Source organism: Shewanella septentrionalis, assembly GCF_025370265.1.
GTDB classification, from domain to species: Bacteria; Pseudomonadota; Gammaproteobacteria; order Enterobacterales; family Shewanellaceae; genus Shewanella; species Shewanella hafniensis.
Map to the genome: position 1 here is coordinate 1 of NZ_JAMTCC010000051.1, position 24,364 is coordinate 24,364.

The 24,364-nt window shown below is 45.8% G+C and carries 40 protein-coding genes; 7 read left to right on the forward strand and 33 right to left on the reverse strand.

Annotated elements, in window-relative coordinates:
- Positions 1 to 526 precede the first annotated feature (526 nt).
- The 4 genes from NE536_RS20420 to NE536_RS20435 are packed head-to-tail and all read right to left on the reverse strand — an operon-like array spanning position 527 to position 4,132.
- Positions 527 to 1,114: a TlpA disulfide reductase family protein gene (locus NE536_RS20420; protein WP_261273867.1), complete on the reverse strand. Its 588-nt coding sequence runs from the start codon at positions 1,112 to 1,114 to the stop codon at positions 527 to 529.
- Positions 1,111 to 1,590, reverse strand: coding sequence for a heme lyase NrfEFG subunit NrfF (nrfF, locus tag NE536_RS20425; protein WP_106648448.1), 480 nt, complete (start codon positions 1,588 to 1,590; stop codon positions 1,111 to 1,113). The genes NE536_RS20420 and nrfF overlap by 4 nt, the downstream gene beginning before the upstream one ends.
- Positions 1,587 to 2,141, reverse strand: coding sequence for a DsbE family thiol:disulfide interchange protein (locus tag NE536_RS20430; protein ID WP_006079711.1), 555 nt, complete (start codon positions 2,139 to 2,141; stop codon positions 1,587 to 1,589). Before NE536_RS20430 ends, nrfF begins: the two co-directional genes overlap by 4 nt.
- A gap of 11 nt (positions 2,142 to 2,152) precedes the next feature.
- Positions 2,153 to 4,132, reverse strand: coding sequence for a heme lyase CcmF/NrfE family subunit (locus tag NE536_RS20435; protein WP_261273868.1), 1,980 nt, complete (start codon positions 4,130 to 4,132; stop codon positions 2,153 to 2,155).
- Positions 4,133 to 4,532: 400 nt separating this feature from the next.
- Between NE536_RS20435 and ccmI the strand changes: the two genes are divergently transcribed.
- Complete coding sequence (gene ccmI, locus NE536_RS20440; protein WP_261273871.1) at positions 4,533 to 5,786, forward strand: c-type cytochrome biogenesis protein CcmI; 1,254 nt, start codon at positions 4,533 to 4,535, stop codon at positions 5,784 to 5,786.
- 63 nt (positions 5,787 to 5,849) lie between these two features.
- Here ccmI and NE536_RS20445 read toward each other — a convergent pair whose 3' ends face one another.
- Entirely contained in the window at positions 5,850 to 6,149 is a 300-nt protein-coding gene (locus NE536_RS20445) for a c-type cytochrome (protein ID WP_006086491.1), read from the reverse strand.
- 318 nt (positions 6,150 to 6,467) lie between these two features.
- Between NE536_RS20445 and ccmA the strand changes: the two genes are divergently transcribed.
- From ccmA to NE536_RS20475, 6 genes are all read left to right on the forward strand, one after another.
- Positions 6,468 to 7,118 carry a cytochrome c biogenesis heme-transporting ATPase CcmA gene (ccmA, locus tag NE536_RS20450; RefSeq protein ID WP_261273869.1) on the forward strand — a complete coding sequence of 217 codons (651 nt, stop codon included), beginning with the start codon at positions 6,468 to 6,470 and terminating at the stop codon, positions 7,116 to 7,118.
- An 11-nt stretch (positions 7,119 to 7,129) separates the two neighbouring features.
- Complete coding sequence (ccmB, locus tag NE536_RS20455; protein WP_006079706.1) at positions 7,130 to 7,816, forward strand: heme exporter protein CcmB; 687 nt, start codon at positions 7,130 to 7,132, stop codon at positions 7,814 to 7,816.
- 1 nt (position 7,817) lies between these two features.
- A complete protein-coding gene (locus NE536_RS20460; RefSeq protein WP_006079703.1) occupies positions 7,818 to 8,564 on the forward strand; it encodes a heme ABC transporter permease in 747 nt (248 codons plus the stop codon).
- Positions 8,564 to 8,764: a heme exporter protein CcmD gene (ccmD, locus tag NE536_RS20465; RefSeq protein WP_006079702.1), complete on the forward strand. Its 201-nt coding sequence runs from the start codon at positions 8,564 to 8,566 to the stop codon at positions 8,762 to 8,764. The genes NE536_RS20460 and ccmD overlap by 1 nt, the downstream gene beginning before the upstream one ends.
- On the forward strand, positions 8,761 to 9,249 hold the full coding sequence (ccmE, locus tag NE536_RS20470; protein WP_006079699.1) for a cytochrome c maturation protein CcmE: 489 nt from the start codon (positions 8,761 to 8,763) through the stop codon (positions 9,247 to 9,249). The genes ccmD and ccmE overlap by 4 nt, the downstream gene beginning before the upstream one ends.
- Positions 9,250 to 9,445: 196 nt before the next feature.
- The gene (locus tag NE536_RS20475) at positions 9,446 to 10,396 is read left to right on the forward strand and encodes an ABC transporter substrate-binding protein (RefSeq protein WP_261273870.1); all 951 of its coding nucleotides are present in this window, start codon (positions 9,446 to 9,448) and stop codon (positions 10,394 to 10,396) included.
- Positions 10,397 to 10,455: 59 nt separating this feature from the next.
- Here the strand turns inward: NE536_RS20475 and rplQ are convergent, their stop codons facing one another.
- From rplQ to rpsJ, 28 genes are all read right to left on the reverse strand, one after another.
- Entirely contained in the window at positions 10,456 to 10,851 is a 396-nt protein-coding gene (rplQ, locus tag NE536_RS20480; RefSeq protein WP_006083573.1) for a 50S ribosomal protein L17, read from the reverse strand.
- A gap of 40 nt (positions 10,852 to 10,891) precedes the next feature.
- Positions 10,892 to 11,881: a DNA-directed RNA polymerase subunit alpha gene (locus NE536_RS20485; RefSeq protein WP_006083574.1), complete on the reverse strand. Its 990-nt coding sequence runs from the start codon at positions 11,879 to 11,881 to the stop codon at positions 10,892 to 10,894.
- Positions 11,882 to 11,905: 24 nt separating this feature from the next.
- Positions 11,906 to 12,526 carry a 30S ribosomal protein S4 gene (gene rpsD, locus NE536_RS20490; protein ID WP_106648456.1) on the reverse strand — a complete coding sequence of 207 codons (621 nt, stop codon included), beginning with the start codon at positions 12,524 to 12,526 and terminating at the stop codon, positions 11,906 to 11,908.
- A 32-nt stretch (positions 12,527 to 12,558) separates the two neighbouring features.
- Positions 12,559 to 12,951, reverse strand: a complete 393-nt coding sequence (rpsK, locus tag NE536_RS20495; protein WP_006083577.1) for a 30S ribosomal protein S11 — start codon at positions 12,949 to 12,951, stop codon at positions 12,559 to 12,561.
- 15 nt (positions 12,952 to 12,966) lie between these two features.
- Positions 12,967 to 13,323, reverse strand: a complete 357-nt coding sequence (rpsM, locus tag NE536_RS20500; protein ID WP_011787581.1) for a 30S ribosomal protein S13 — start codon at positions 13,321 to 13,323, stop codon at positions 12,967 to 12,969.
- Positions 13,324 to 13,440: 117 nt separating this feature from the next.
- On the reverse strand, positions 13,441 to 13,554 hold the full coding sequence (rpmJ, locus tag NE536_RS20505) for a 50S ribosomal protein L36 (protein WP_006083579.1): 114 nt from the start codon (positions 13,552 to 13,554) through the stop codon (positions 13,441 to 13,443).
- Between the two features lie 21 nt (positions 13,555 to 13,575).
- Positions 13,576 to 14,916, reverse strand: coding sequence for a preprotein translocase subunit SecY (secY, locus tag NE536_RS20510; protein ID WP_006083580.1), 1,341 nt, complete (start codon positions 14,914 to 14,916; stop codon positions 13,576 to 13,578).
- A gap of 7 nt (positions 14,917 to 14,923) precedes the next feature.
- Positions 14,924 to 15,358: a 50S ribosomal protein L15 gene (gene rplO / locus NE536_RS20515; RefSeq protein WP_006083581.1), complete on the reverse strand. Its 435-nt coding sequence runs from the start codon at positions 15,356 to 15,358 to the stop codon at positions 14,924 to 14,926.
- Between the two features lie 3 nt (positions 15,359 to 15,361).
- Positions 15,362 to 15,544, reverse strand: a complete 183-nt coding sequence (rpmD, locus tag NE536_RS20520; RefSeq protein ID WP_006083582.1) for a 50S ribosomal protein L30 — start codon at positions 15,542 to 15,544, stop codon at positions 15,362 to 15,364.
- 6 nt (positions 15,545 to 15,550) lie between these two features.
- Positions 15,551 to 16,054 carry a 30S ribosomal protein S5 gene (gene rpsE / locus NE536_RS20525; RefSeq protein ID WP_006083583.1) on the reverse strand — a complete coding sequence of 168 codons (504 nt, stop codon included), beginning with the start codon at positions 16,052 to 16,054 and terminating at the stop codon, positions 15,551 to 15,553.
- 11 nt (positions 16,055 to 16,065) lie between these two features.
- Positions 16,066 to 16,416 (reverse strand): 50S ribosomal protein L18, encoded by a 351-nt coding sequence (gene rplR, locus NE536_RS20530; RefSeq protein ID WP_006083584.1) that lies wholly within the window; start codon positions 16,414 to 16,416, stop codon positions 16,066 to 16,068.
- Between the two features lie 10 nt (positions 16,417 to 16,426).
- A complete protein-coding gene (gene rplF, locus NE536_RS20535) occupies positions 16,427 to 16,960 on the reverse strand; it encodes a 50S ribosomal protein L6 (protein ID WP_106648457.1) in 534 nt (177 codons plus the stop codon).
- Between the two features lie 10 nt (positions 16,961 to 16,970).
- The gene (rpsH, locus tag NE536_RS20540; RefSeq protein ID WP_106648458.1) at positions 16,971 to 17,363 is read right to left on the reverse strand and encodes a 30S ribosomal protein S8; all 393 of its coding nucleotides are present in this window, start codon (positions 17,361 to 17,363) and stop codon (positions 16,971 to 16,973) included.
- Between the two features lie 24 nt (positions 17,364 to 17,387).
- A complete protein-coding gene (rpsN, locus tag NE536_RS20545) occupies positions 17,388 to 17,693 on the reverse strand; it encodes a 30S ribosomal protein S14 (RefSeq protein ID WP_106648459.1) in 306 nt (101 codons plus the stop codon).
- 10 nt (positions 17,694 to 17,703) lie between these two features.
- The gene (rplE, locus tag NE536_RS20550; protein WP_006083588.1) at positions 17,704 to 18,243 is read right to left on the reverse strand and encodes a 50S ribosomal protein L5; all 540 of its coding nucleotides are present in this window, start codon (positions 18,241 to 18,243) and stop codon (positions 17,704 to 17,706) included.
- 12 nt (positions 18,244 to 18,255) lie between these two features.
- A complete protein-coding gene (gene rplX, locus NE536_RS20555; RefSeq protein ID WP_006083589.1) occupies positions 18,256 to 18,570 on the reverse strand; it encodes a 50S ribosomal protein L24 in 315 nt (104 codons plus the stop codon).
- 11 nt (positions 18,571 to 18,581) lie between these two features.
- Complete coding sequence (gene rplN, locus NE536_RS20560; protein ID WP_006083590.1) at positions 18,582 to 18,950, reverse strand: 50S ribosomal protein L14; 369 nt, start codon at positions 18,948 to 18,950, stop codon at positions 18,582 to 18,584.
- Positions 18,951 to 19,130: 180 nt separating this feature from the next.
- Complete coding sequence (gene rpsQ, locus NE536_RS20565) at positions 19,131 to 19,379, reverse strand: 30S ribosomal protein S17 (protein WP_006083591.1); 249 nt, start codon at positions 19,377 to 19,379, stop codon at positions 19,131 to 19,133.
- Complete coding sequence (gene rpmC, locus NE536_RS20570) at positions 19,379 to 19,570, reverse strand: 50S ribosomal protein L29 (protein ID WP_006083592.1); 192 nt, start codon at positions 19,568 to 19,570, stop codon at positions 19,379 to 19,381. Before rpmC ends, rpsQ begins: the two co-directional genes overlap by 1 nt.
- Positions 19,570 to 19,980, reverse strand: a complete 411-nt coding sequence (rplP, locus tag NE536_RS20575) for a 50S ribosomal protein L16 (RefSeq protein WP_006083593.1) — start codon at positions 19,978 to 19,980, stop codon at positions 19,570 to 19,572. The genes rpmC and rplP overlap by 1 nt, the downstream gene beginning before the upstream one ends.
- Before the next feature lie 11 nt (positions 19,981 to 19,991).
- The gene (rpsC, locus tag NE536_RS20580) at positions 19,992 to 20,684 is read right to left on the reverse strand and encodes a 30S ribosomal protein S3 (RefSeq protein WP_011787574.1); all 693 of its coding nucleotides are present in this window, start codon (positions 20,682 to 20,684) and stop codon (positions 19,992 to 19,994) included.
- Positions 20,685 to 20,693: 9 nt separating this feature from the next.
- A complete protein-coding gene (gene rplV, locus NE536_RS20585) occupies positions 20,694 to 21,026 on the reverse strand; it encodes a 50S ribosomal protein L22 (protein ID WP_006083595.1) in 333 nt (110 codons plus the stop codon).
- A gap of 15 nt (positions 21,027 to 21,041) precedes the next feature.
- Positions 21,042 to 21,320, reverse strand: a complete 279-nt coding sequence (gene rpsS / locus NE536_RS20590; protein ID WP_006083596.1) for a 30S ribosomal protein S19 — start codon at positions 21,318 to 21,320, stop codon at positions 21,042 to 21,044.
- A gap of 14 nt (positions 21,321 to 21,334) precedes the next feature.
- Positions 21,335 to 22,159 (reverse strand): 50S ribosomal protein L2, encoded by an 825-nt coding sequence (gene rplB / locus NE536_RS20595; RefSeq protein WP_006083597.1) that lies wholly within the window; start codon positions 22,157 to 22,159, stop codon positions 21,335 to 21,337.
- Between the two features lie 16 nt (positions 22,160 to 22,175).
- Positions 22,176 to 22,478 carry a 50S ribosomal protein L23 gene (gene rplW, locus NE536_RS20600; RefSeq protein WP_025008843.1) on the reverse strand — a complete coding sequence of 101 codons (303 nt, stop codon included), beginning with the start codon at positions 22,476 to 22,478 and terminating at the stop codon, positions 22,176 to 22,178.
- Positions 22,478 to 23,083, reverse strand: a complete 606-nt coding sequence (rplD, locus tag NE536_RS20605; protein WP_006083599.1) for a 50S ribosomal protein L4 — start codon at positions 23,081 to 23,083, stop codon at positions 22,478 to 22,480. The genes rplW and rplD overlap by 1 nt, the downstream gene beginning before the upstream one ends.
- 17 nt (positions 23,084 to 23,100) lie before the next feature.
- Positions 23,101 to 23,739, reverse strand: a complete 639-nt coding sequence (gene rplC / locus NE536_RS20610) for a 50S ribosomal protein L3 (protein WP_006083600.1) — start codon at positions 23,737 to 23,739, stop codon at positions 23,101 to 23,103.
- A gap of 30 nt (positions 23,740 to 23,769) precedes the next feature.
- Positions 23,770 to 24,081: a 30S ribosomal protein S10 gene (rpsJ, locus tag NE536_RS20615; RefSeq protein WP_006083601.1), complete on the reverse strand. Its 312-nt coding sequence runs from the start codon at positions 24,079 to 24,081 to the stop codon at positions 23,770 to 23,772.
- Positions 24,082 to 24,364: the final 283 nt, after the last annotated feature.

Below are 24,364 nucleotides of genomic sequence, written 5' to 3' on the forward strand. Positions count from 1 at the left end.
TGTTTGACTTACGTCAAACGGCTCAATGAATTCTGTCATTTGTTTCCGCCCTCTCTTCATAAAGAGAAAAAAGCGAAACCAAAATTATGTACATATTGCTATGAACACTCATTCATTGATTTAATTCTTTGATTACTCACTCGAAAGTAAAGTAATTTCGATTAACTCAACACCTGTGAGTGTCCACACAGATTTCTTGTTTTATCTTGTTAAAGAGCAACTCAATATCCGTAAGAGGACGTGAGTACCACACTGAGCGCCGAACGCTTCCAGTTGGCTAGGGCTGCGTATTCTACGCACTTCCCGTTTCGCGTCAAGGAGTTTTTTCAACTTCTTGCTGCGCTTGAATAAAATGCTTAAAAGCCATTCAATTCAACCTAACTCGTCAGCTGGCTTTCGCTGTCTGCCGTGTCAGTGGATGCGCATTATAGGGAGCAGGAGATTTTGTGCAAGGGCTTTTTTAATGAAAAAAGATCGCATGGCGATCTTTTAAACGATGGTGATTCTTTTACGTGCAGAGTGTCGATTAATTGGGCTTTTTACTGCCTTTATCGATAAAACCTTGGATTAGTGAGACAGCTTTTGCATCGTCCCAATCGACATAAGATCGAACAAAAGCTATCAATTGGCCCTGTTGATCAAGAATAAATGTCGCTGGAATCGTATCGAGCGGAAAAACATCCCCAAGACTTTGTGGCTGATCGTAATACGAGTTGAAATTTGGCATACCTAATGAGCTTAAGAACGGCTGGACCTGTTGCTTACCTTCTGCATCAATAGAGATAGGTAATAGTACGAAATCTTCAGCTTTGAACTTAGTCGCTAGCCTTTCGATTGCTGGCAGCTCCCTTACACAGGGTGGACACCAGGTCGCCCACATGTTCACCATAATGATCTTACCTTTAAATTGACTGAAGTCGATGGTTTTACCATCGACGTCATTAAAGGTGACAGGCTCTATTGGGAAAGTCTTTGGCAAGACATTGATCAAATCAACAGTTGATTCCATCGGTTTAGTCGTTTGCTGCATGCCGGGGTACGCATGCGCGACCCCACCAGCAAGTAACGAAAAGAGCGATGACAACATTAATGCCGTTATGACTTTATGCTTCATTTAGTATTACGCTTTAGCAAGGAATCTAACTCACGCTGATCTTCTTCGCTAATTTCATTCGGCACATTACCACTGATGCGTTGTTTACGAATGAAGATAAAACCAATCACTAGCCCAATGAGTAACAAGCCAACGGGACCTAACCAAAGAATGTAGGTCTTGGTTTCCATCTTAGGCTTATAGAGTACAAACTCACCGTAACGGCTGGTCATAAACTCGATGATCTCATCATCCCCTTTGCCTTCGTCTACCATCTTGAAGACTTCAAGACGCAAATCCCGAGCAACCGGTGAGTTTGAGTCAATCAAGTTTTGATTTTGACACTGTGGGCAACGTAGCTCATGTGCTAAAGACAAACCGCGCTTTTGATTTTCAGGCGTTTTGAATTCATAAGTATCAACCGGTGTTGCCATAACGGCGGTCGTCATACTGAATAACAGCACTAGACCACCCATGATTTTTATCAGCGTTCTCATGATGCGCCATCCTTCGCCGCTTCAGCTTGTAATTGTTGGATCATAGGGTAAAGGGTCTCGCTCCATACGCGTTGATCGATTGGACCCGCATAACGGAAGCGAATAATACCGTTGTGATCAACCACAAAACTTTCAGGTGCACCATAGACGCCAAGGTCTAAACCTAAACGGCCATCTTTATCATAGATATTGACGTTATAGGGGTCGCCCTGACGCTTTAACTCTTCTAATGCGGGAGCACGCTCATCGCGATAGTTGATCCCGTAAATTGGCAGAAGATTTTTACGCTTTAGCATCACTAAGAAAGGATGCTCATATTTACAAGATGGACACCAAGTCGCCCACACATTAAGTAATGACACCTTGCCTTTTAATTGCTCATTCGTAATGATCTCAGCTGGTGTCTCTAAGCGTTCCAGTTGGAAAGCCGGAATAGGCTTTCCTTCCAGTGCCGAATCCAATTGCTGCGGATTCAGGAATAAGCCTTTATATAGAAACACCCCCATGGCGAGAAATATAACCAATGGGATAAACAGAACCAACTTCTTCATACATTCCCCAATTATTGAGCCGTTGCCAATTTTGCCTTTTCGGCCAAAGGCGCGACGGCTGCAGTGACTTTCGCACGGTAACGTTTATCCGATGCCGCGAAGAATCCACCAATCATCATAAAAATTGCCCCAAACCATAACCAACGCACGAACGGTTTGTAGTTCAAACGAACCGCAAATTCAGTGCTGGTAATTGGATCGCCCATGGTCACATATAAGTCACGGAATAGACCCCAGTCGATACCCGCTTCTGTCATGTCCATAGTACGCACATTATATTGACGACGGTCTGGCTTGAGTAATGTCAGCAGCTCATCACCTTTGTAGACTTCTATCTGTCCCTGCATTGCAGTGTAGTTAGGACCCACTACGTTTTTGGTCTCGAGATACTTAAAGGTATAACCCGCAAGCTCTTGGCTAATACCAGGTCCCATGCGAACACTTTTCTCAATCGAGTAATTCGACACCATAGTGGCACCAATCACAGACACAGCAATACCAAGATGCGCGAAGATCATGCCCAGCTGACTACGGCCCATACGGCTGATGCTGATATCACCTTCTTTCGACTTGACCATGTTATAGGCCGCTCTAGCAGTCGCCAGGATAATCCAAGCCGCTGCCGCGATACCAAAGGCAACCCAAGTATTGAATACACCATCGACGATAAATGGCGTCACAATACCGATAGCCGCAGCAATCATTGCAGGGATCAATAGCTGACGCTTAAGCTCGCCTGCTTTCGATTTTTTCCAACGGATAATTGGACCAATACCCATAAAGCCAAATAAGACTAATACGATAGGCACAAATACAGCGTTGAAGTATGGAGGTCCTACAGAAATTTTACCCATGCCGAGTGCATCGATGAGCAATGGATAGAGTGTACCCAATAGCACAGTACCTGCGGCAACAGTCAGTAACACGTTACAGACCAATAGCATGGTTTCTTTAGACTTCAGCTCGAAACGGGCTGGGCTGCTCATTTCACTGGCGCGGAAGGCAAACAGCGTTAATGAACCGCCAATCGCTAAACCAAGTAACAACAGAATAAACATACCGCGGCTTGGATCGGCTGCGAATGAATGCACTGAGGTTAATACGCCAGAGCGAACAATAAAGGTACCAAGCAAACTTAAAGAGAAAGCGAAGATAGACAGTAATACGGTCCAGTTACGGAAGGCGCCGCGTTTCTCGGTCACAATCAAAGAGTGAACAAGCGCAGTACCCACTAACCAAGGCATGAAAGAGGCGTTCTCTACAGGATCCCAGAACCACCAACCGCCCCAGCCTAATTCATAATATGCCCACCAAGAACCTAGCGCGATACCTCCAGTTAGGAAGATCCAAGCGGCTAAGGTCCAAGGACGCGTCCAACGAGCCCATGCAGAATCGAGACGACCGCTCATCAGCGCGGCAATCGCAAATGCAAAGCTCACCGAGAAACCCACATAACCTAAATACAGCATAGGCGGATGGAAGATTAATCCCACATCCTGCAGCATTGGGTTTAAGTCACGGCCTTCGGCAGGGATCGGGAACAGACGTTCGAATGGGCTAGAGGTGAGTAGCATGAATAAGCTAAAGCCAATCACGATCAGTGCTAATACTGCCAGTACACGCGCAGTAAACACTTCCTCTAAACCTTTACTAAATAAGGCAACCGCTGCAGCCCAAGTCGATAAAGCAAACACCCAGAACAACAGTGACCCTTCATGACCGCCCCATACGGCCGAAATCTTAAAGAAGATAGGTAACTGAGAATTAGAGTGATGTGCCACATAGGCGACTGAGAAATCGTCGACGGCAAAGCTATAGGCCAGCACGATAACTGATACAGTGATAAAAAAGAACATTCCGTACGTTAACGGCCAAGCATACCTAACAAGGTATTGATCTTTACGGGCAACACCTATTAGGGGGACGCTGATTAATAAGAAGGCAAAAGCCACCCCTATTATCAGCGCAAAGTGTCCAAGTTCTGGGATCATGGGTTTTCCTCAGTCTTCAATAATATGTTGATTTAGAAAGACTCTATCTCAACGCACAACATGTTATTCACGCAAATGCACGAAATTTTGCTCATTTTAGTATTTGCTATTGTTCCTGTCTGCCTCTTTCGTACAAAACTGGGTTACTTGTCTCATTCTCAATTTTAGAGGCTGATGTAAGTCACGGAAGAGGCTCAGTTCTGCATGTGACCGACAAATGACACTTAAGTTTCATACAATTTTTACAAGAAGAATCAATTTGTGAACCAGTGCCCAACTATAAGCTTTCGGTACTGGGATTACCTTATATTACTGTTCAATGAACAATCTTTACGTATAATCTTGCTTCCAAGCCTAGCGGTTACTCCGCTTTCTGCAAACTAAAGTGAATATAGAAACAATGACGACATTTTGGATTTTTATTGCGCTTGTTATGTTAGTCGGCCTGATGCTGATTTGGATCCCGCATTTCAGACAGCAGAAGTTGCTGAAAACTGAAGAAGCCGGAGTTCGTAAACAAACGAACCTTGAATTGTTCAATGAGCGCCTGGGCGTTCTTGAAAAAGAATTAAGCGAAGAGCTACTGGATCAAGCCGAATTCGATGCATTGAAAAAAGAGCTTGAAATCAGTCTACTCCAAGACATCAAAGAAGCGAGCGATGATTCACTGGTCAACCAAATCAAGCCAAAGACGATTCTATGGCCGTCGATCATGTCAGTTTGTTTGATTGTTATCTCAGGCTATCTCTATCAGCATTTAGGTGCCTTCGAGAATATTGAAACTGCCCAACAACCTGCCAACCCACATGCGGGAATGGATACGGCTCAAATCATGGCGCAGCGTGTACAGATGATGGAAGCCCAAGTGAAAGCCGAGCCAGAGAACAGCCAAGTATGGTTCAGCTTAGGCCACGCTTATGTATCGGCAAACCAATACGATAAAGGGATTGCGGCTTTCGATAAAGTGATGGATTTAGTCGGAAAACATGCAGAATTGCTCGGTCCCAAAGCGACAGCTATGTATTACAAAGCGGGTCAACAAATGACACCGCAAATCAAAGCGATCATCGATGAGTCTTTAGCGATGGATGCTCAAGATCCTTCAACGCTATTACTTGTAGGTATGGATGCCTTCTTTACGGCTGATTACAAGAAAGCCATCGCCTCTTGGCAAACTATCCTTGATAGCGATCGTGCCGATGTTGATCGCGCAGCCCTAATGAATGCTATCGAAACCGCTAACTTACGTATGCAGTCTGAAACGGCGGGCATGCCAAATGATGAAGCCCACAAGCAAGTGAAAGCAAGTGCGACCAAATCAGTCAATGTCACTATATCTATCTCTGCAGAACTTGCCGCTAAAGCCAGCCCTGAAGATACTATCTTTATCTTTGCCCGTGCAACTGAAGGACCAAAAGTCCCATTAGCGGCGACCAAAGTCAGTGCTAAGTCGCTCCCAGTTACTGTGACATTAGATGACAGCAGCGGTATGGGTGGTGATAAGAAGTTGAGTGACGCTACCAATGTGGAAGTGATTGCTGTGCTTTCTAAACACGGTAATATCAAACCACAAACTGGCGATCTTCAAGGTAAGATCAGCACAGTCGCTGTCGGCGATACCGCCAACCTAGTACTTGATACCCAAGTGCAATAAACCCAGTTTATTGCAGACATAAAAAAACCGGCTTTGGCCGGTTTTTTATTAACACTGAAAAAATTACTGAGCTTTAGACATAAACTCGATAGCTGCTTTGTAATCTTCGTCAGTACAATCGGTACACATACCGCCTGGTGGCATTGCGTTTAGACCAGTTTTCACACTGTGCAGTAGAGTATCCATACCCTTAGCTAAGCGTGGTTCCCATTCTGCAGCGTTATGCGCTTTTGGAGCACCAGCAACACCCATGCTGTGGCATACGGTACATGCCTTGTTGAAAATAGCTTCAGCTTCTTGAGCTGATACGTTGACTGACATAGTCAAAGCAGCGACTGCAGTCATTGCTAACAGTTTTTTCATGTTCAATGTTCCTAATGCAAATACGTACAAAGCTCGGCGCTGCCCTTACTTAGGCAGACTCATTATAGCCGACTAAGATTACTACAAACTTCAAGAAATCTCATCTTTTTGTGATTAGAATCTCAACACAAAATGAATCAGGCGACAAGGGTGACAAATTCGTTAATATATTAGCAAGTCGTAAAAAAGTTCGATAAATATTGCGGTTATTGGAACCACATCATATTGCTGACATCTAGTGCAAACCAAAAGTAAACCCCCAATAACGTTTGTGTTAGAATCACTTGTGTTTCCTTCCGGCTTGAGATAGAGGGTTCAGTGACAAATATAACTAAAGAAACCACATTAGTGTCAGCCAGCAAGCTGACCTGTATCCGCGAAGATCGCATCCTTTTTGATGAGTTAAGTTTTGATATTAATGCCGGTGATATTGTTCAAATTGAAGGCCCTAACGGCGCGGGAAAAACCAGTTTATTACGCATATTGGCAGGTCTTTCTCGCCCCTATGCCGGACAAACGTTTTACATAAATGAAGACATAAACCGCTGCCGTGATGAATACAATGAAGATCTCCTGTATCTCGGCCATTTAGCGGGAGTGAAATGCGAGCTTACCGCCGAAGAAAACCTTAATTTCAATTTAAGAATCAGTGGCTATGATGACTTTGATACCTCAGCCATTTTAGCCAAAGTGAACTTAACAGGTTTTGAAGAGGCGCTTGCCGGACATTTATCCGCAGGCCAGCATCGCAGAACCGCGCTATCGAGATTGTGGCATAGCAATTGTAAAATTTGGATCCTTGACGAACCTTTTACCGCGATCGATAAAAAAGGCGTCGAAGAGCTGGAGCAATTATTTATTCAGCATGCGGATAATGGTGGTTGTGTGATCCTCACAACTCACCAAGATATGGGCATTATCAAAGATGATAGGCTTCGTAAAATTCGTCTAGATTATCGCTTCATATAAGGTCAGGCTAAATGAAAAGAGGCATCAGTTTTACCCAGGCATTTTTCACCTTGCTGCAGCGAGATCTTAAAATTGCCATTCGTCACCGCGGCGACATTTTTAACCCACTGCTATTTTTTATTATGGTTGTGACCTTATTCCCACTGGGGATTGGCCCAGAGCCACAAATGTTAGCCCGTGTGGCTCCCGGGATAATTTGGGTTGCAGCGTTATTAGCCTCTATGTTGTCACTTGAAAGACTGTTCAAAGCGGACTTTAGTGATGGCAGCTTAGAGCAAATGTTATTGAGCCCACAGCCATTAGCCATTCTGGTATTAGCCAAAGTGTTAGCCCATTGGATTTTAACCGGTGTGCCACTGATTATTATTGCGCCACTGTTAGCGGTGCTACTCAATTTAGATGGCAATAGTTATGGTGCGTTAATATCGACCCTTGCGCTAGGCACGCCAGTATTATCGCTATTAGGTGCCATTGGTGTGGCATTAACCGTCGGCCTTAGAAAAGGTGGCGTGTTACTCAGCTTACTTATTTTGCCCTTATATATTCCGGTTCTCATTTTTGCAACGAGTGCCATAGACGCGGCAGGAATGAATTTACCCTATGACGGTCAGCTCGCTATAATAGGCGCTATGCTGGTCGGATCGTTAACCTTAGCACCTTTTGCAATTGGTGCATCTCTGCGAGTGAGTACTAACTAAAATGTGGAAATGGTTACACCCTTACGCGGATCCTGAACGCGCATATAAGTTATCAGGAACATTATTTCCATGGTTTGCGATCTTAGCAGGTCTGTTTATTGCTGTAGGCACAACATGGGGATTAGCCTTTGCGCCGACGGATTACCAACAGGGTGATAGCTATCGCATTATCTTTATCCATGTCCCCGCGGCCTCTATGTCGATGGCAGCTTACATGGGTATGGCGACAGCAGCCTTTATCGGTTTAGTGTGGCAGATCAAACTTGCCGACTGGGCTGCGGCTTCGATTGCGCCTATCGGTGCAGTAATCACCTTTATTGCCCTCTTTACCGGTGCTGCATGGGGTAAACCTATGTGGGGCGCTTGGTGGGTATGGGATGCACGCTTAACCTCTGAGCTAGTATTACTGTTCTTATATCTAGGTGTTATCTCACTCTATGCCTCATTTGAGGATAAAGTGCTCGCGGCTCGTGCTGCAGGGATCCTCGCGATCGTGGGTGTAATTAACATCCCTATCATCAAATACTCAGTTGAATGGTGGAGCTCATTACATCAGCCATCAACTATCCGCATTACCGAGAAATCGACTATGTCGACGGAGATGCTCTATCCACTGTTAATCAATATGCTTGGCTTCGGTCTCATGATAGGTGCCATCACTATTGTGCGATTCAGAGCAGAAATTTTAGCAAGAAATGGCATGCGCCCTTGGGTGCGTGAACTAGCTAAGGCTGAGGAGGTCAAATAATGCAATTCGATTCAATCAGTGATTTTTTTAATATGGGCGGCTATGCATTTTACGTGTGGCTATCCTACGGAGTGACCTTCTGCTGCCTCTCGACCCTTATCATTACCAGCGCACGCCAAAAGCGTAAGGTGTTAATTGAAATCGCGAAGAAGATGGATAGAGAAGAACGCCTAAAAGAAACTAGGAGTACTAAATCGTGAACCCAAGACGCAAAAAAAGACTGACGTTAGCAGTGGCATTAATCGGTGGTGTTGCCGCGATTACTTCGCTTTTGCTTTATGCGCTGAACTCCAACTTAAACTTATTCTATACACCGTCTGAAATTGTCCACGGCAAAACAGATACTGGCGTCAAACCAGAAATTGGCCAACGCATTCGTGTCGGCGGCATGGTAACAGTCGGTTCTATGGTGCGAGACCCTAAGAGCTTACATGTGCAGTTCGCAGTGCATGACTCTCTAGGCGGCGAAGTGCTGGTCACCTATGACGATCTACTGCCCGATCTATTCCGTGAAGGACAAGGTATTGTGGCGCAAGGCGTGCTAAGTGCTGATGGTAAGCTAGAAGCGACAGAAGTACTGGCTAAGCATGATGAAAACTACATGCCACCAGAAGTTGCCGAAGCCATGGGCCAAAAGCACGAAAAGTTGGATTACAGCCAACAAAAGGCACCAGACACAAAGTAAGCAGTTGATGAAGTAGCAACAGCATACACAATAAGCCTCCTAGCCTAATAACTAGTGAGGCTTTTTTATTATCTCAATCTAGATAATTAAAGGTGAACTATACTCAAGACAGCTTCAAAACCTAAGACTGCGTATGATTCAAATAAGACAACTAAACTCTAGTTTGCAACACATTCTAAGCTTCCTGATTATCTGCTTGGTAGGCATCTCTCATGAAGCCAATGCAGCTAAAGTCGTCGTCATCGAAAGCTATCATCAAGGCTATCAATGGGACCAAGAATATAGCCGAGCGATTAATGACACGCTCAGCCCTTTACACGATGTTAGCTATTTCGAAATGGATACCAAGCGCATACCAAAGGAGCAATTTAGCGAAAGAGCTGATTTAGCGTGGAAGTACATCCAAAGCCAAGTACCTCAACTGGTTATTCTCGCCGATGATAATGCGGTTAACCTGTTACATCAGCGCCTCAATGACAGCTTAATCCCTGTCGTATATCTCGGGGTGAATATGAACCCAAGGGCCTATCATCTCAACGAGCACAAGCGATTTACAGGGGTCATAGAAAGACCGCTGCTACGACGCTCTCTGCTGCTCATTCAACGCATACTCCCACAGACTATACACCGCAAAATACTCGTGCTGTTCGATCAAGGTGTGACTTCAGACTCAGCCGCAGAATACATCAGCAAGCAACACTCTAGTATTTTGGGTGATATCGAAGTGAATCTGGTGCAATTGTCACAGCTAGCAGATTGGCAGCAACAGGTATTGACGGCGAAAAAGCAAGGCTATAACGCCATTGTCGTGGCGCTCTACCACACAGTGAGGGATGCAGAAAATCGTTCTGTGGATGCGCATCAGCTCCTAAAATGGATATCAGAACATACGCCGGTACCGAATTTCGGATTTTGGGGATTTAGCGTCTCCTCCGAGGGCAATATTGGAGGCTACGTACTCGATGGCTATCATCATGGCGAATTAGCAGCGAATATGGCGTTAAAAATACTGGCTGGCGAGAAACCCGAAAACATTTTCCCAGTAACAGATGATCTTGGGAAATACATGTTTAGTCAGCAAGGGTTGGCCAAATGGAATATTAGCCTACCGAAAGAAATCGAGAAAAATACTCTTTGGGTGAAGTAACGAAAAAAAGACATAAAAAAGCCGGGCATTAGCCCGGCTTTTTAAAAGTGTAACCTTAATTACTCAGCAGCTTCAACATCAACAGCTTGAGCAGCTTCTGGACGGCCAACTAGCTCGATGTAAGCCATAGGGGCTTTATCACCAGCACGTAAACCGCACTTAAGGATACGGGTATAGCCACCAGGACGTTCCTGGTAACGTGGACCCAACTCAGTAAATAACTTACCTACGACTTCAGCGTCGCGAGTACGTGCAAACGCTAAACGACGGTTTGCAACGCTGTCACTCTTAGCAAGTGTTATCAGAGGCTCAACTACGCGACGCAGTTCTTTCGCTTTAGCCACAGTTGTCTTGATGATCTCATGACGAACTAGTGAACCGGCCATGTTGCGAAACATGGCTTGGCGATGACTGCTGTTACGGTTTAGTTGACGACCACTCTTACGATGGCGCATGACCTAATCCTTATAACCTAAATCTGTACAAACCTGAGACTTATAGGTCGTCTGCTAAACTGGCTGGAGGCCAATTTTCCAAACGCATACCTAACGACAGTCCGCGAGAAGCTAAAACGTCCTTAATTTCAGTAAGAGACTTCTTACCTAAGTTAGGGGTCTTCAGCAACTCAACTTCAGTGCGCTGTACCAGATCTCCGATGTAATGAATCGCTTCGGCTTTCAAGCAGTTAGCCGAACGTACAGTTAGCTCTAAATCGTCGACAGGACGCAGCAGAATCGGATCGAATTCCGGTTTCTCTTCTTTCAGCTCTGGCTCAGTCACGTCACGTAATTCAACAAACGCATCTAGCTGTTCAGCCAGAATAGTTGCAGAACGACGGATAGCTTCCTCAGGATCGATAGTACCGTTTGTGGTCATATCGATAACGAGTTTATCTAAGTCAGTACGCTGTTCTACACGTGCTGCTTCTACATTGTAGGCAATACGCGCAACTGGCGAGAAAGAAGCATCAACCAGCAAGCGGCCGATTGGGCGATCATCGTCTTCAGTCTGTGCACGAGCAGATGCTGGTACATAGCCACGACCACGCTCAACGCGAATACGCATGCTGATATCATTGTTACCTGTCAGGTGACAGATAATATGATCAGGATTCACGATAGTGACATCACCATCATGCGTGATATCTGCTGCGATGACAGGGCCTGCGCCGGACTTGCTCAACGTAAGCATAGCCTCGTCTTTACCCTCGATAGTCACTGCTAACCCTTTCAGGTTTAACAAGATCTCAAGGATATCTTCTTGAACGCCTTCCTTACTGCTGTATTCGTGCAGTACACCGTCAATCTCGACTTCGGTAACCGCGCAGCCGGGCATAGACGACAATAGGATGCGACGCAACGCGTTACCTAAAGTGTGGCCGAAACCACGCTCAAGTGGTTCCAATGTAACCTTGGCACGTGTTGAGTTAACCTGCTCGATATCAACGAGACGCGGTTTAAGAAATTCTGTAACAGAACCCTGCATTGTGTCCTCTCTTGTTTGTTAGCCTTACTTAGAGTAAAGCTCGACGATCAGCTGTTCGTTAATTTCCGCAGACAAATCGCTACGTTCTGGAACGCGCTTGAAAGCACCTTCCATTTTCGCGCTGTCGACTTCAACCCATGTAGGCTTCTCGCGTTGAGCTGCCACTTCTAAAGCCGCTTTAATACGAGCTTGAGTACGTGACTTCTCGCGGATGCTCACAACATCATTCGCAGACACTTTGAATGATGGAATGTTAACAACACGACCGTTAACCATAATTGATTTATGGCTCACTAGCTGACGTGATTCTGCACGAGTTGCACCGAAGCCCATACGATAAACGACGTTATCAAGACGGGTTTCTAAAAGCTGAAGCAGGTTTTCACCTGTGTTGCCTTTAGTACGTGCAGCATCTTTGTAATAGTTACGGAATTGTTTTTCTAACACACCGTAAATACGACGAACTTTTTGTTTTTCGCGTAACTGAGTACCGTACTCTGACAAACGTGGCTTACGAGCGCCATGTTGTCCAGGTGCAGTTTCCAGTTTACACTTTGAATCGATTGCTCTCACACCGCTTTTTAAGAAAAGGTCTGTACCTTCTCGGCGGCTGAGCTTGAGCTTGGGACCCAAGTATCTTGCCATGATCTTTCTCCAACTATCCTAATGAAACGACGTTATACACGACGCTTTTTAGGAGGACGACAACCATTATGAGGGATCGGCGTCACATCGGTAATGTTGGTAATTTTATAACCAACAGCGTTCAGCGCACGAATGGCTGACTCACGACCTGGACCTGGACCCTTCACAAACACTTCAAGGTTTTTTAAACCGTAGTCTTGAGCAGCAGCACCTGCACGCTCAGCAGCCACCTGTGCAGCAAATGGAGTAGATTTACGTGAACCACGGAAACCTGAACCACCTGAAGTAGCCCATGACAACGCATTACCTTGACGATCTGTAATGGTGACAATAGTGTTGTTGAAAGAAGCATGGATATGAGCCATGCCATCTGCAACCTGTTTACGTACGCGCTTACGCGGAGAACGTGACGGAACTTTAGCCATTGCTTTACCTTCCCGTTACTTTCTAATTGGTTTACGTGGACCTTTACGCGTACGCGCATTGGTCTTAGTACGTTGCCCACGGAGAGGCAGGCTACGGCGATGGCGGAGACCACGATAACAACCAAGATCCATAAGACGCTTGATGTTCATTGAAATCTCACGACGTAAGTCACCTTCTACTAGATATTTAGCGACTTCTTCGCGTAGTGTGTCTATTTGAGCTTCGCTCAATTCCTTGATCTTAGCAGTTTCAGCGATTGCTGTAGCCGCGCAGATTGCTCTAGCGCGAGTACGGCCGATGCCGAAAATTGCAGTCAATGCGATGACTGTATGCTTTTGATCAGGAATGTTAATGCCAGCGATACGGGCCACTATGCACTCCTTAAAGTTAAAGGCCAACTGCGAAAAGCCCGAAAGGATACTCGACAGTCGACAGATTTGCAAACAAAATTTTGTTCAGCCCAATTCATGGGCTGAACAAATTACTTTTTAGCCTTGACGCTGTTTGTGTTTTGGTTCAACACAGATAACGCGTACAACGCCACTACGCTTGACGATCTTGCAGTTACGGCAGATCTTCTTCACGGAAGCTCGAACTTTCATTTCATCACTCCGTAAAGCTACTTAGCGACCAAAGCGATCTAAATTCGCTTTGTTTACTAGGTTAGCTTTCTTCATCACAGACTCATACTGATGAGACATCATATGCGTCTGAACCTGAGCCATGAAGTCCATGATCACGACTACCATAATGAGTAGTGAAGTACCGCCAAAATAGAACTGTACTTTCCACGCGATTAACATGAACTCCGGAATTAAGCAGATAAAGGTTATGTATAACGCGCCTGCCAATGTCAAACGGGTCATAACTTTATCAATGTAACGCGAAGTCTGTTCTCCAGGACGGATCCCAGGGATGAATGCACCACTCTTCTTCAAGTTATCAGCTGTTTCACGTGGGTTAAACACCAACGCTGTATAGAAGAAACAGAAAAAGATAATCGCTGTTGCATATAATAATGAGTAAAGCGGTTGTCCAGGTGACACAGCCAGTGAAAAATCACTTAACCATGACATAGACTCATTTTGACCGAACCACTGAGCCAGTGTTCCAGGGAACAAAATGATGCTTGACGCAAAAATTGGCGGAATAACACCTGCCATGTTTATTTTCAGCGGTAAGTGGGTACTTTGCGCAGCGAACACCTTACGGCCTTGCTGACGCTTAGCATAGTTAACGACGATACGACGCTGACCACGTTCCACGAACACTACAAAATAAGTCACTGCAAACACAATTACCGCGAGCAACAACAATACTAACACATTCAAGTCACCTTGACGCGCCTGCTCAGCCGTTTGGCCGATAGCGGAAGGTAATCCAGCAACAATACCTGCGAAAATTAAAATCGAGATACCGTTACCTATACCACGTTCGGTAATCTGCTCACCTAGCCACATAAGGAACATAGTTCCTGTCACTAAGCTCACAACCGCAACAAAGTAGAACCCAAATCCAATGTTGACCACAAGGCCTGGCACTAAGTTTGGTAACCCGGTTGCAATACCGACCGACTGGAATGTACCCAGCACTAAGGTACCCCATCTGGTATATTGACTGATTTTCTTACGTCCTGATTCGCCTTCTTTTTTCAATTCAGCGAGTGCAGGATGTACCACAGTCAACAATTGCATGATAATCGATGCCGAAATATACGGCATGATACCTAATGCAAAGATAGAGGCACGCGAAAGGGCGCCACCCGAGAACATGTTAAACATGCCCAGGATGGTCCCTTTTTGCTGAGCAAACAGCTCTGCTAATACAGCTGCGTCAATACCAGGAATTGGCACAAACGAACCGGCTCTAAAGACGATAATCGCACCAATCACGAACAGGAGGCGAGCTTTCAATTCTGAAAGTCCACCTTTCGCGCTTTTTAAATCAAGTCCTGGTTTTGCCATCGACGTATTATTCCTCGATCTTACCGCCGGCAGCTTCAATAGCTGCACGTGCACCTTTGGTTACCTTCAGACCTTTAACAGTCACAGGGCGCTCAATGGTACCTGAAAGAACAATTTTCGCAAACTGGATGTTGCGAGTTATAACGTTCGCATCTTTCAGAGCGTTTAAGTCGATAACATCACCGTTAACTTTTGCCAGTTCGAGTACACGAACTTCAGCTGTTACCATAGCGCGACGCGAGGTAAAACCAAATTTAGGTAAACGGATTTTAAGTGGCATTTGACCACCTTCAAATCCTGGGCGTACACCGCCACCAGAACGAGACTTTTGGCCTTTATGACCACGACCCGCTGTTTTACCTAGACCTGAGCCCATACCACGGCCTACACGCTTTGGTGCATGCTTAGAGCCTGCAGCTGGAGATAGAGTATTTAAACGCATCTATTAATCCTCCACCTTAACCATGTAGTAGACCTTGTTGATCATACCGCGAACAGAAGGAGTATCTTCTAATTCAACAGTGTGACCAATGCGACGCAAACCAAGACCCGTTAGGGTTGCACGGTGCTTCGGTAAACGACCGATACCGCTTTTAGTTTGAGTAACTTTTACAGTTTTAGTTGCCATGGTGCATTACCCCCGAATTTCGTCAACATTCAGGCCACGCTTAGCTGCGATTTGCGAAGGTGACTTCATGTGCACCAAAGCATCGACAGTCGCGCGAACGATGTTGATCGGGTTAGTAGAACCGTATGCTTTTGACAGAACGTTATGAACGCCTGCTACTTCCAATACGGCACGCATTGCGCCACCGGCAATAATACCAGTACCTTGTGATGCAGGTTGCATGTACACAAGAGAACCAGTATGACGACCTTTAACTGGGTGATGCAGAGTACCTGCATTCAACTCAACGGTCACAATGTTACGACGAGCTTTTTCCATAGCTTTTTGAATCGCTGCTGGAACTTCACGTGCCTTGCCATAGCCGTAGCCAATCTTACCGTTACCATCACCCACTACTGTCAGTGCTGTGAAGCTAAAGATACGACCGCCCTTAACTACTTTAGAAACACGATTAACTGCAATCAATTTCTCTTGCAGATCGTCTTTTTGCTGAGCTTCTAATTTAGCCATTTTATAACCCCTTAGAACTTCAGGCCAGCTTCACGAGCTGCATCTGCTAACGCAGCTACACGACCGTGATACTTGAAACCAGAACGATCGAACGCAACTGAAGTTACGCCTTTTTCGATCGCGCGCTCAGCAACAAATTTACCTACTGCTTTCGCTGCGTCTACGTTACCGGTACTCTTCAGTAGCTCTTTAACCGCTTTTTCTACGGTTGAAGCAGCTGCCAACACCTGAGCTTCAGGATTGATCACCTGAGCATAAATGTGACGCGGTGTACGATGTACAACCAGACGGTTCACGCCCAGCTCTTGGATCTTCTTACGAGCGCGAGTAGCGCGACGTAAGCGAGATGTTTTCTTATCCATATCGCGTTACCTACTTCTTCTTAGCCTCTTTACGGCGTACTACTTCGTCGTCATAGCGAACACCCTTGCCTTTGTATGGCTCTGGTGGACGGTATCCGCGAATCTCAGCAGCGACTTGGCCAATTAACTGTTTATCAACGCCACGTAGGACGATATCAGTTTGGCTAGGACACTCTGCAGTAACGCCTGCGGGCAGTTTGTGTACTAACGGATGAGAGAAACCTAAAGTCAGGTCAATATCAGAACCGACGAGTTTCGCACGGTAACCAACGCCAACTAACTTTAACTTACGCTCAAAACCTTGAGATACACCAACAACCATGTTGTTTACTAATGCACGAGTTGTACCTGCCTGTGCCCAAGCGTTAACAACGCCTTCAACAGGGAGGAACTTAACTACGCCGGCTTCAATAACAACATTGACCGCATTGTTGATCACTCGAGTCAGACTACCTTTTCCGCCTTTGACGGTAAGAGTCTGTTCGTTCAAGGTCACCTCTACGCCAGCTGGAATAGATACTGGTGCTTTTGCTACACGAGACATTCCTAGCTCCTTAAGCTACGTAGCAGATAACCTCGCCACCCATGCCTGCAAGGCGGGCGGCACGATCAGTCATCAAGCCTTTAGAAGTGGACACAATTGCGACACCCAGACCGCCCATCACCTTTGGAAGTTCGTTTTTACCTTTGTAAATACGAAGACCAGGGCGACTTACACGCTGGATAGTCTCAACGACTGGTTGGCCTTGGAAATACTTTAAAGTAACTTCCAGTTCAGGCTTGGCTTCATCTGCTACGGCGTAATCAGCGATGTAACCTTCTTCTTTAAGCAGTTTCGCAATAGCGACTTTCAACTTAGCAGAAGGCATCTTCACCGATACGTGGTTAGCAGCTTGGCCGTTACGAATACGGGTTAACATATCCGCAATAGGATCTTGCATGCTCATATTAGCTTACTCCGTGACAAGTGCTTACCAGCTGGCCTTACGCAGGCCAGGAACTTCACCACGCATGGTTGCTTCACGTAATTTGATACGGCTTAAGCCGAATTTACGTAAGAAGCCATGAGGGCGACCAGTTTGATTACAACGATTGCGTTGACGCGCAGCGCTGGAATCACGTGGTAGAGCTTGCAACTTAAGTACTGCATCCCAACGATCTTCGTCAGAAGAAGCTGGACTTGCAATGATAGTCTTAAGAGCCGCACGCTTTTCAGCGTACTTGGCCACGAGCTGTGCACGTTTAACTTCACGTGCTTTCATTGATGTTTTTGCCATTACGCTACCCTTATTTCTTGAATGGGAAGTTAAAAGCGTCTAACAAAGCACGACCTTCTTCATCATTCTTCGCAGTAGTAGTGATAACAATATCCATACCACGAATCTTATCGATTTTATCGTAATCGATTTCTGGGAAGATGATCTGCTCACGCACGCCCATTGCGTAGTTACCACGGCCGTCAAACGCTTTAGCGCTTAAGCCACGGAAGTCACGAATACGTGGGATTGCGATATCGACTAAACGCTCTAAGAATTCCCACATACGCTCACCGCGTAGGGTCACTTTACAGCCAATAGGGTAGCCTTCACGGATTTTAAAACCAGCAACTGACTTACGAGCAACAGTCACTACTGGCTTTTGACCAGCGATTGCAGTCATATCACGGACAGCATGGTCCATGATTTTCTTGTCTGCAACAGCTTCGCCAACACCCATGTTCAGGGTGATTTTCTCAATCCGAGGGACTTGCATGACACTGGTATAACCGAACTTTTTAGCAAGTTCAGCGACAACAGTCTCTTGGTATTTATCATGCAGTTTCGCCATCGTTTACTCCAATTACTTAACGAGTTCACTGTTCGATTTGAAGAAACGAACTTTTTTGCCGTCTTCAAAGCGGAAACCAACGCGATCAGCTTTGCCAGTGGCAGAGTTGAAAATCGCTACATTTGATGCTTGTATCGGTGCTTCTTTCTCAACAATACCGCCAGCTACACCCAATTGTGGGTTTGGCTTTTGGTGTTTTTTGACAAGATTGATGCCTTCAACAATCAATTTACCAGTAGGAAGGACTTGAGAAACTTTTGCACGTTTACCCTTGTCTTTACCTGCTAATACAATCACTTCGTCTTCACGACGTATTTTAGCTGCCATTTTGAAGCTCCTTACAGTACTTCTGGTGCCAGCGAGACAATTTTCATAAATTGCTCATTACGCAATTCACGTGTCACTGGTCCAAAGATACGAGTACCAATCGGCTGCAGGTTGTTGTTCAAAAGAACAGCTGCATTCCGATCGAAGCGAATGACAGAACCGTCTGGACGACGTACGCCTTTCTTAGTACGGACTACCACCGCGTTATACACATCGCCTTTCTTCGCTTTAGCGCGAGGAATCGCTTCTTTAACAGAAACTTTGATGATGTCGCCGATACCGGCATAACGACGATGAGAGCCACCCAAGACCTTAATACACTGAACTCTGCGTGCGCCGCTGTTACAAGCAACGTCAAGAGTCGATTGCATTTGGATCATTTTAAGTGCTCCGCTATCGTTACTACACAATTCCCACTATGGGACAATAAAAACACTCATTTTTGCTATTAATTTAGTCAAAAATGGCGCGCAAATATAACACCATAAAAGTGGAATGTATAGTATTAAAAAACAAACGGCCCCACATTCTGGAGCCGTTTACCTAAATACCTAATTAACTTAGGCCTTTGATACTACTTCAACCAGGGTCCAAGACTTAGTCTTAGACAAAGGACGACATTCGCGAATCGCTACTAAATCGCCTTCATTGCACTGATTAGTTTCGTCATGTGCATGGATCTTAGTCGTACGCTTAATGTATTTCCCATAGATTGGGTGTTTCACTTGGCGTTCGATAGCAACAGTAATGGACTTGTCCATTTTGTTGCTAGTTACACGACCCTGCAAAGTACGGATTTTATCAGACATTATGCACCCGCCTTAGAAGTAATAATGGTCTTAACGCGCGCAATATTACGGCGCACTAATTTCAGTTGATTAGTCTGAGTCAACTGACCAGTGGCGTGTTGCATACGCAGGTTGAACTGCTCACGCAGCAGACCAAGTAGTTCAGCGTTCAGTTCTTCAACGCTCTTTTCTCTCAGTTCGCTCGCTTTCATTACATCACCGTCTTAGTTACGAAGGTAGTCTTAATTGGAAGCTTGGCAGCAGCCAAAGCAAACGCTTCACGAGCGATCACTTCAGAAACACCATTCATCTCATAAAGAACCTTACCAGGTTGAATCTGACATACCCAGTATTCAACGTTACCCTTACCTTTACCCATACGCACTTCGAGAGGCTTAGAGGTAATCGGTTTGTCCGGGAAAACTCGAATCCAAATTTGTCCCTGACGCTTAATGTGACGTGTCATGGCACGACGTGCAGATTCGATCTGACGAGCAGTTAAACGGCCACGGCCGACTGCTTTCAGACCAAAAGTACCAAAGCTAACTTCGGTACCGTTCGCCAGACCGCGGTTGCGGCCTTTGAACATCTTGCGAAACTTCATACGTTTAGGTTGCAGCATTGCCGGCTCTCCTATTTACCACGAGGCTTGCGCTTAGGTTGCTGCTGCTTCGGTTCTTCAATCTGTGGCAGCATTCCATCTAGAACTTCACCTTTGAAGATCCAAACTTTAACGCCAATCACACCGTATTGGGTGTGACTTTCAGATGTAGAATAGTCGATATCAGCACGCAAAGTATGTAAAGGTACACGACCTTCACGATACCACTCATCACGCGCAATCTCAGCTCCGCCTAAACGGCCACTAACTTGTACTTTGATACCTTGAGCACCAATACGCATTGCGTTTTGAACTGCGCGCTTCATAGCACGACGGAACATAACACGACGCTCTAATTGCTGTGCAATTGAATCAGCAACTAACTTGGCATCTAGCTCAGGTTTACGGATCTCAGCGATGTTAATTTGAGCAGGAGTGCCAGCAAGTTTTGACACTGCAGCACGCAATACTTCAACGTCTTCACCTTTCTTACCAATCACAACACCTGGACGGGCAGTGTGAATCGTAACGCGGATGCTTTTCGCTGGACGTTCGATAACAATCTTAGATACTGAAGCAGCTTGTAATTTCTCTACAAGAAACTTACGCACTTCCCAGTCGCTGTTCAGATTATTTGCGTAATCTGATTTATCTGCGTACCAGGTAGAGATCCAAGGCTTGGTGATACCCAGACGGATACCATTAGGATGTACTTTCTGTCCCATTGCTCTCTCCTAGCGATCTGATACAACCACAGTAATGTGGCTGGTACGCTTCATGATACGATCAGCGCGGCCTTTAGCACGTGGCATGATACGCTTCATAGTTGGGCCTTCATCTACGAAGACGGCTCCTACTTTAAGCTCATCAATATCCGCGCCTTCGTTGTGTTCGGCGTTTGCGATAGCTGAGTCAAGTACTTTTTTAACCAGTACGGCGGCTTTCTTGGGGCTGAAAGTCAAAATTTCGAGTGCCTTAGCAACAGGCAAACCACGAATTTGATCAGCAACCAGACGGGCCTTCTGCGCAGACGTACGGGCAAAACGATGTTTAGCTAAAACTTCCATCTTATTCCTCCCGTATTAACGCTTCTTCGCTTTCTTATCAGCGGCATGGCCACGATAAGTGCGAGTTGGTGAAAATTCACCAAGTTTGTGGCCGATCATTTCGTCAGTTACGAACACAGGAACGTGCTGACGACCATTATGGACAGCGATGGTCAAACCAATCATATTTGGAATGATCATAGAGCGACGTGACCAAGTCTTAATAGGCTTTTTGTCACCAGCTTCCATCGCTTTCTCTACCTTCTTCAGCAAGTGCAGGTCAATGAAGGGACCTTTCTTGAGAGAACGTGGCATGGCGAATCCTCTTACTATTTATTACGACGACGTACGATGTACTTGTCAGTGCGCTTGTTACTACGAGTCTTATAACCCTTAGTTGGCACACCCCATGGAGTCACTGGGTGACGACCACCAGAAGTACGGCCTTCACCACCACCGTGTGGATGGTCTACTGGGTTCATTGCAACACCACGTACTGTAGGGCGTATGCCTCTCCAGCGTTTAGCACCTGCTTTACCTAACTGGCGTAGCATGTGTTCGGCATTACCAACTTCACCAAATGTCGCGCGGCAATCAACTGGCACTTTACGCATTTCGCCAGAGCGAAGACGTAGAGTGGCATATGCGCCATCACGAGCAACAACTTGTACATAAGCACCTGCAGAACGAGCGATCTGTGCACCTTTACCAGGCTTCATTTCAACTGCGTGAACTACAGAACCTACTGGGATGTTGCGCAGTGGCATTGCGTTACCGGTTTTGATCTCGGCAGCAACACCAGACTGGATCTTATCGCCAGCTTGCATGCCTTTGGCAGCAAGAATATAACGACGCTCACCATCCGCATACAATACTAACGCGATGTTAGCTGTACGGTTTGGATCGTATTCCAGACGCTCAATCTTTGCAGGGATACCATCTTTATCGCGTTTGAAGTCGATTAGACGATAATGCTGCTTATGACCACCACCTACGTGACGGACAGTGATACGGCCAGTATTGTTACGGCCACCACTTTTAGATTTTTTCGCCAACAGGCCAGCAAAGGGTTTACCCTTATGCAGGTCAGTGTTCACCACTTTAACAACGTGGCGACGACCTGGAGAGGTTGGCTTACACTTAATAACTGCCATGATAATTCTCCTTTGCTTACTCAGCGCCGCCGACGAAATCGATGTCAGCACCAGCAGCTAGAGTCACATAGGCTTTTTTCCAATCGCTACGACGACCAGTACGGCCACCAGTGCGTTTAGTTTTGCCTTTGCTTACTAAAGTGCGAACTGAATCAACTTCAACTTCAAATAGCTTAGCAACAGCAGCTTTAATTTCAGCTTTAGTTGCATCGATAGCTACGCGGAAAACAACAGTGTTGTGCTTCTCAGCGTTCACAGTGCTCTTTTCAGAGATGTGTGGAGCGAGAATAACTTTTAGCAAACGTTCTTCGCGGATCATCATGCTAGCATCTCCTCGATTTGCTTCACTGCGTCAGCAGTCACAAGCACAGTGTTGAACGCGATCAGACTAACTGGGTCAAGACCCGCTACGTCACGAACGTCAACTTTGTACAGGTTACGAGCTGCTAAGAATAAGTTCTCATCAACTTCTGCAGTCACAATCAGAACGTCTTCAAGGTTCATTGCTTTCAATTTAGCTTTCAGCTCTTTAGTTTTAGGAGCTTCAACACCGAAAGATTCAACAACAACCAGACGCTCTTGACGTACCAATTCAGACAGAATGCTTTTCAGCGCGCCGCGGTACATCTTTTTGTTAACTTTTTGGCTATGATCTTGGGTTTTAGCAGCGAATGTTACGCCACCGCCACGCCAGATTGGGCCTTTAACAGAACCAGCACGAGCACGGCCAGTTCCTTTTTGGCGCCAAGGCTTTTTGCCTGAGCCAGTTACTTCCGCACGAGTCTTTTGAGCACGAGTGCCCTGACGCGCGTTTGCAGCGTATGCTACAACTACCTGATGAACCAGTGCCTCGTTAAAGTCACGGCCGAAGGTAGTTTCGGAAACTTCAAGAGCGCTTTGCGCGTCTTTCAATACCAATTCCATTACTATCTCCTCAGACCTTAAGCTTTAACGGCAGGCTTGATAATCAAGTCGCCATTGGTAGCGCCAGGAACAGCGCCACGGACTAGTAGCAGGTTACGCTCAACATCTACACGAACTACAACTAGATTTTGAGTAGTAACACGCTCGGCACCCATATGGCCTGACATTTTTTTGCCTTTGAATACGCGACCAGGCGTTTGGTTCTGACCGATAGAACCATTCGAGCGGTGCGACAAAGAGTTACCGTGAGTCATATCTTGAGTACGGAAGTTCCAACGCTTAACGCCGCCTTGGAAGCCTTTACCTTTAGATTGACCAGTAACATCTACTTTCGCTACGTCTGCGAAAATATCAACATTTAGCTCAGCACCAACTTCAATGCCCTCGCCTTCACCGTCTACCAAACGCATTTCCCACAAACCACGACCGGCTTCAACGCCGCTCTTGGCAAAGTGACCTGCTTCTGGTTTAGTGATGCGATTGGCTTTTTTGGTGCCAGTTGTAACTTGAAGTGCACGGTAGCCGTCAGTTTCTAAAGTTTTCACTTGAGTAACACGGTTGCCTGCAACTTCAATTACAGTAACTGGTATTGAAACACCATCTTCAGTGAAGATGCGAGTCATACCAACTTTACGACCAATAAGACCGATAGCCATCTCTCAAACCTCTTCTTACTAGGATCTCAATTAACCCAAGCTAATCTGTACGTCGACACCAGCCGCAAGATCTAAACGCATTAACGCGTCAACAGTCTTTTCAGTTGGCTCTACGATGTCAACCAGGCGCTTGTGTGTACGTAATTCGTACTGGTCACGAGCATCTTTATTAACGTGCGGAGAGATCAAAATGGTATAACGCTCTTTGCGAGTAGGTAGTGGAATTGGACCACGAACCTGCGCGCCTGTACGCTTAGCAGTTTCAACGATTTCCGCTGTAGACTGATCAATTAAGCGATGATCAAATCCCTTTAAGCGGATACGGATTCTTTGGTTCTGCATTGACCAGAGCTCCTAAAATGGACATATAAAAAATCACCCTCTAGCTTCTTCTATATAGAAAAGCAGAGCGAGATGATTTAACCGTTCGACTCCCAATCGGAGCCGCTATGATAATGATTAACTTCAGCGACTAATCATTTAATTCGTCAACCTAAGTCGACGAGGGGGCCATTATACCTATCTAAATCCGGATATCAAGCCCGCTGTGTAAATAGTCATCAAATAACTATTCAACTTCAGAGTGGCGAGCATTTTACACAAATCTGTAGATAAAACTAGCCCT

Bases quoted from the DNA above. Each gene is read 5' to 3' on its own strand.
- NE536_RS20445 (WP_006086491.1), bottom strand. From the start codon at position 6,149: ATGAAAAAACTGTTAGCAATGACTGCAGTCGCTGCTTTGACTATGTCA.
- rplC (WP_006083600.1), bottom strand. From the start codon at position 23,739: ATGGCTATCGGTCTTATTGGTCGTAAAGTTGGTATGACTCGCATCTTC.
- rpsJ (WP_006083601.1), bottom strand. From the start codon at position 24,081: ATGCAGAACCAAAGAATCCGTATCCGCTTAAAGGGATTTGATCATCGC.
- NE536_RS20420 (WP_261273867.1), bottom strand. From the start codon at position 1,114: ATGAAGCATAAAGTCATAACGGCATTAATGTTGTCATCGCTCTTTTCG.
- rplX (WP_006083589.1), bottom strand. From the start codon at position 18,570: ATGGCAGCTAAAATACGTCGTGAAGACGAAGTGATTGTATTAGCAGGT.
- rpsN (WP_106648459.1), bottom strand. From the start codon at position 17,693: ATGGCAAAAACATCAATGAAAGCACGTGAAGTTAAACGTGCACAGCTC.
- rpsH (WP_106648458.1), bottom strand. From the start codon at position 17,363: ATGAGCATGCAAGATCCTATTGCGGATATGTTAACCCGTATTCGTAAC.
- NE536_RS20430 (WP_006079711.1), bottom strand. From the start codon at position 2,141: ATGAAGAAGTTGGTTCTGTTTATCCCATTGGTTATATTTCTCGCCATG.
- rplW (WP_025008843.1), bottom strand. From the start codon at position 22,478: ATGATCCGCGAAGAACGTTTGCTAAAAGTTATTCTCGCTCCACACATC.
- rpsC (WP_011787574.1), bottom strand. From the start codon at position 20,684: ATGGGACAGAAAGTACATCCTAATGGTATCCGTCTGGGTATCACCAAG.
- ccmI (WP_261273871.1), top strand. From the start codon at position 4,533: ATGACGACATTTTGGATTTTTATTGCGCTTGTTATGTTAGTCGGCCTG.
- rplR (WP_006083584.1), bottom strand. From the start codon at position 16,416: ATGGATAAGAAAACATCTCGCTTACGTCGCGCTACTCGCGCTCGTAAG.
- rplN (WP_006083590.1), bottom strand. From the start codon at position 18,950: ATGATCCAAATGCAATCGACTCTTGACGTTGCTTGTAACAGCGGCGCA.
- rpsS (WP_006083596.1), bottom strand. From the start codon at position 21,320: ATGCCACGTTCTCTCAAGAAAGGTCCCTTCATTGACCTGCACTTGCTG.
- rplD (WP_006083599.1), bottom strand. From the start codon at position 23,083: ATGGAATTGGTATTGAAAGACGCGCAAAGCGCTCTTGAAGTTTCCGAA.
- rpmJ (WP_006083579.1), bottom strand. From the start codon at position 13,554: ATGAAAGTTCGAGCTTCCGTGAAGAAGATCTGCCGTAACTGCAAGATC.
- rplE (WP_006083588.1), bottom strand. From the start codon at position 18,243: ATGGCGAAACTGCATGATAAATACCAAGAGACTGTTGTCGCTGAACTT.
- rpmC (WP_006083592.1), bottom strand. From the start codon at position 19,570: ATGAAAGCGAGCGAACTGAGAGAAAAGAGCGTTGAAGAACTGAACGCT.
- nrfF (WP_106648448.1), bottom strand. From the start codon at position 1,590: ATGAGAACGCTGATAAAAATCATGGGTGGTCTAGTGCTGTTATTCAGT.
- rpsD (WP_106648456.1), bottom strand. From the start codon at position 12,526: ATGGCAAGATACTTGGGTCCCAAGCTCAAGCTCAGCCGCCGAGAAGGT.
- rpmD (WP_006083582.1), bottom strand. From the start codon at position 15,544: ATGGCAACTAAAACTGTAAAAGTTACTCAAACTAAAAGCGGTATCGGT.
- ccmD (WP_006079702.1), top strand. From the start codon at position 8,564: ATGCAATTCGATTCAATCAGTGATTTTTTTAATATGGGCGGCTATGCA.
- rpsE (WP_006083583.1), bottom strand. From the start codon at position 16,054: ATGGCTAAATTAGAAGCTCAGCAAAAAGACGATCTGCAAGAGAAATTG.
- NE536_RS20435 (WP_261273868.1), bottom strand. From the start codon at position 4,132: ATGATCCCAGAACTTGGACACTTTGCGCTGATAATAGGGGTGGCTTTT.
- rpsK (WP_006083577.1), bottom strand. From the start codon at position 12,951: ATGGCTAAAGTTCCGTCACGTTCTCCGCGTAAGCGCGTACGTAAACAG.
- secY (WP_006083580.1), bottom strand. From the start codon at position 14,916: ATGGCAAAACCAGGACTTGATTTAAAAAGCGCGAAAGGTGGACTTTCA.
- NE536_RS20460 (WP_006079703.1), top strand. From the start codon at position 7,818: ATGTGGAAATGGTTACACCCTTACGCGGATCCTGAACGCGCATATAAG.
- rplB (WP_006083597.1), bottom strand. From the start codon at position 22,159: ATGGCAGTTATTAAGTGTAAGCCAACCTCTCCAGGTCGTCGCCACGTT.
- ccmB (WP_006079706.1), top strand. From the start codon at position 7,130: ATGAAAAGAGGCATCAGTTTTACCCAGGCATTTTTCACCTTGCTGCAG.
- rplQ (WP_006083573.1), bottom strand. From the start codon at position 10,851: ATGCGCCATCGTAAGAGTGGTCGTCAACTAAACCGTAACAGCAGTCAT.
- rpsQ (WP_006083591.1), bottom strand. From the start codon at position 19,379: ATGTCTGATAAAATCCGTACTTTGCAGGGTCGTGTAACTAGCAACAAA.
- rplO (WP_006083581.1), bottom strand. From the start codon at position 15,358: ATGCGTTTAAATACTCTATCTCCAGCTGCAGGCTCTAAGCATGCACCA.
- rplP (WP_006083593.1), bottom strand. From the start codon at position 19,980: ATGCTGCAACCTAAACGTATGAAGTTTCGCAAGATGTTCAAAGGCCGC.
- rplF (WP_106648457.1), bottom strand. From the start codon at position 16,960: ATGTCTCGTGTAGCAAAAGCACCAGTATCTATTCCAGCTGGCGTAGAG.
- rplV (WP_006083595.1), bottom strand. From the start codon at position 21,026: ATGGAAGTTTTAGCTAAACATCGTTTTGCCCGTACGTCTGCGCAGAAG.
- NE536_RS20485 (WP_006083574.1), bottom strand. From the start codon at position 11,881: ATGCAGGGTTCTGTTACAGAATTTCTTAAACCGCGTCTCGTTGATATC.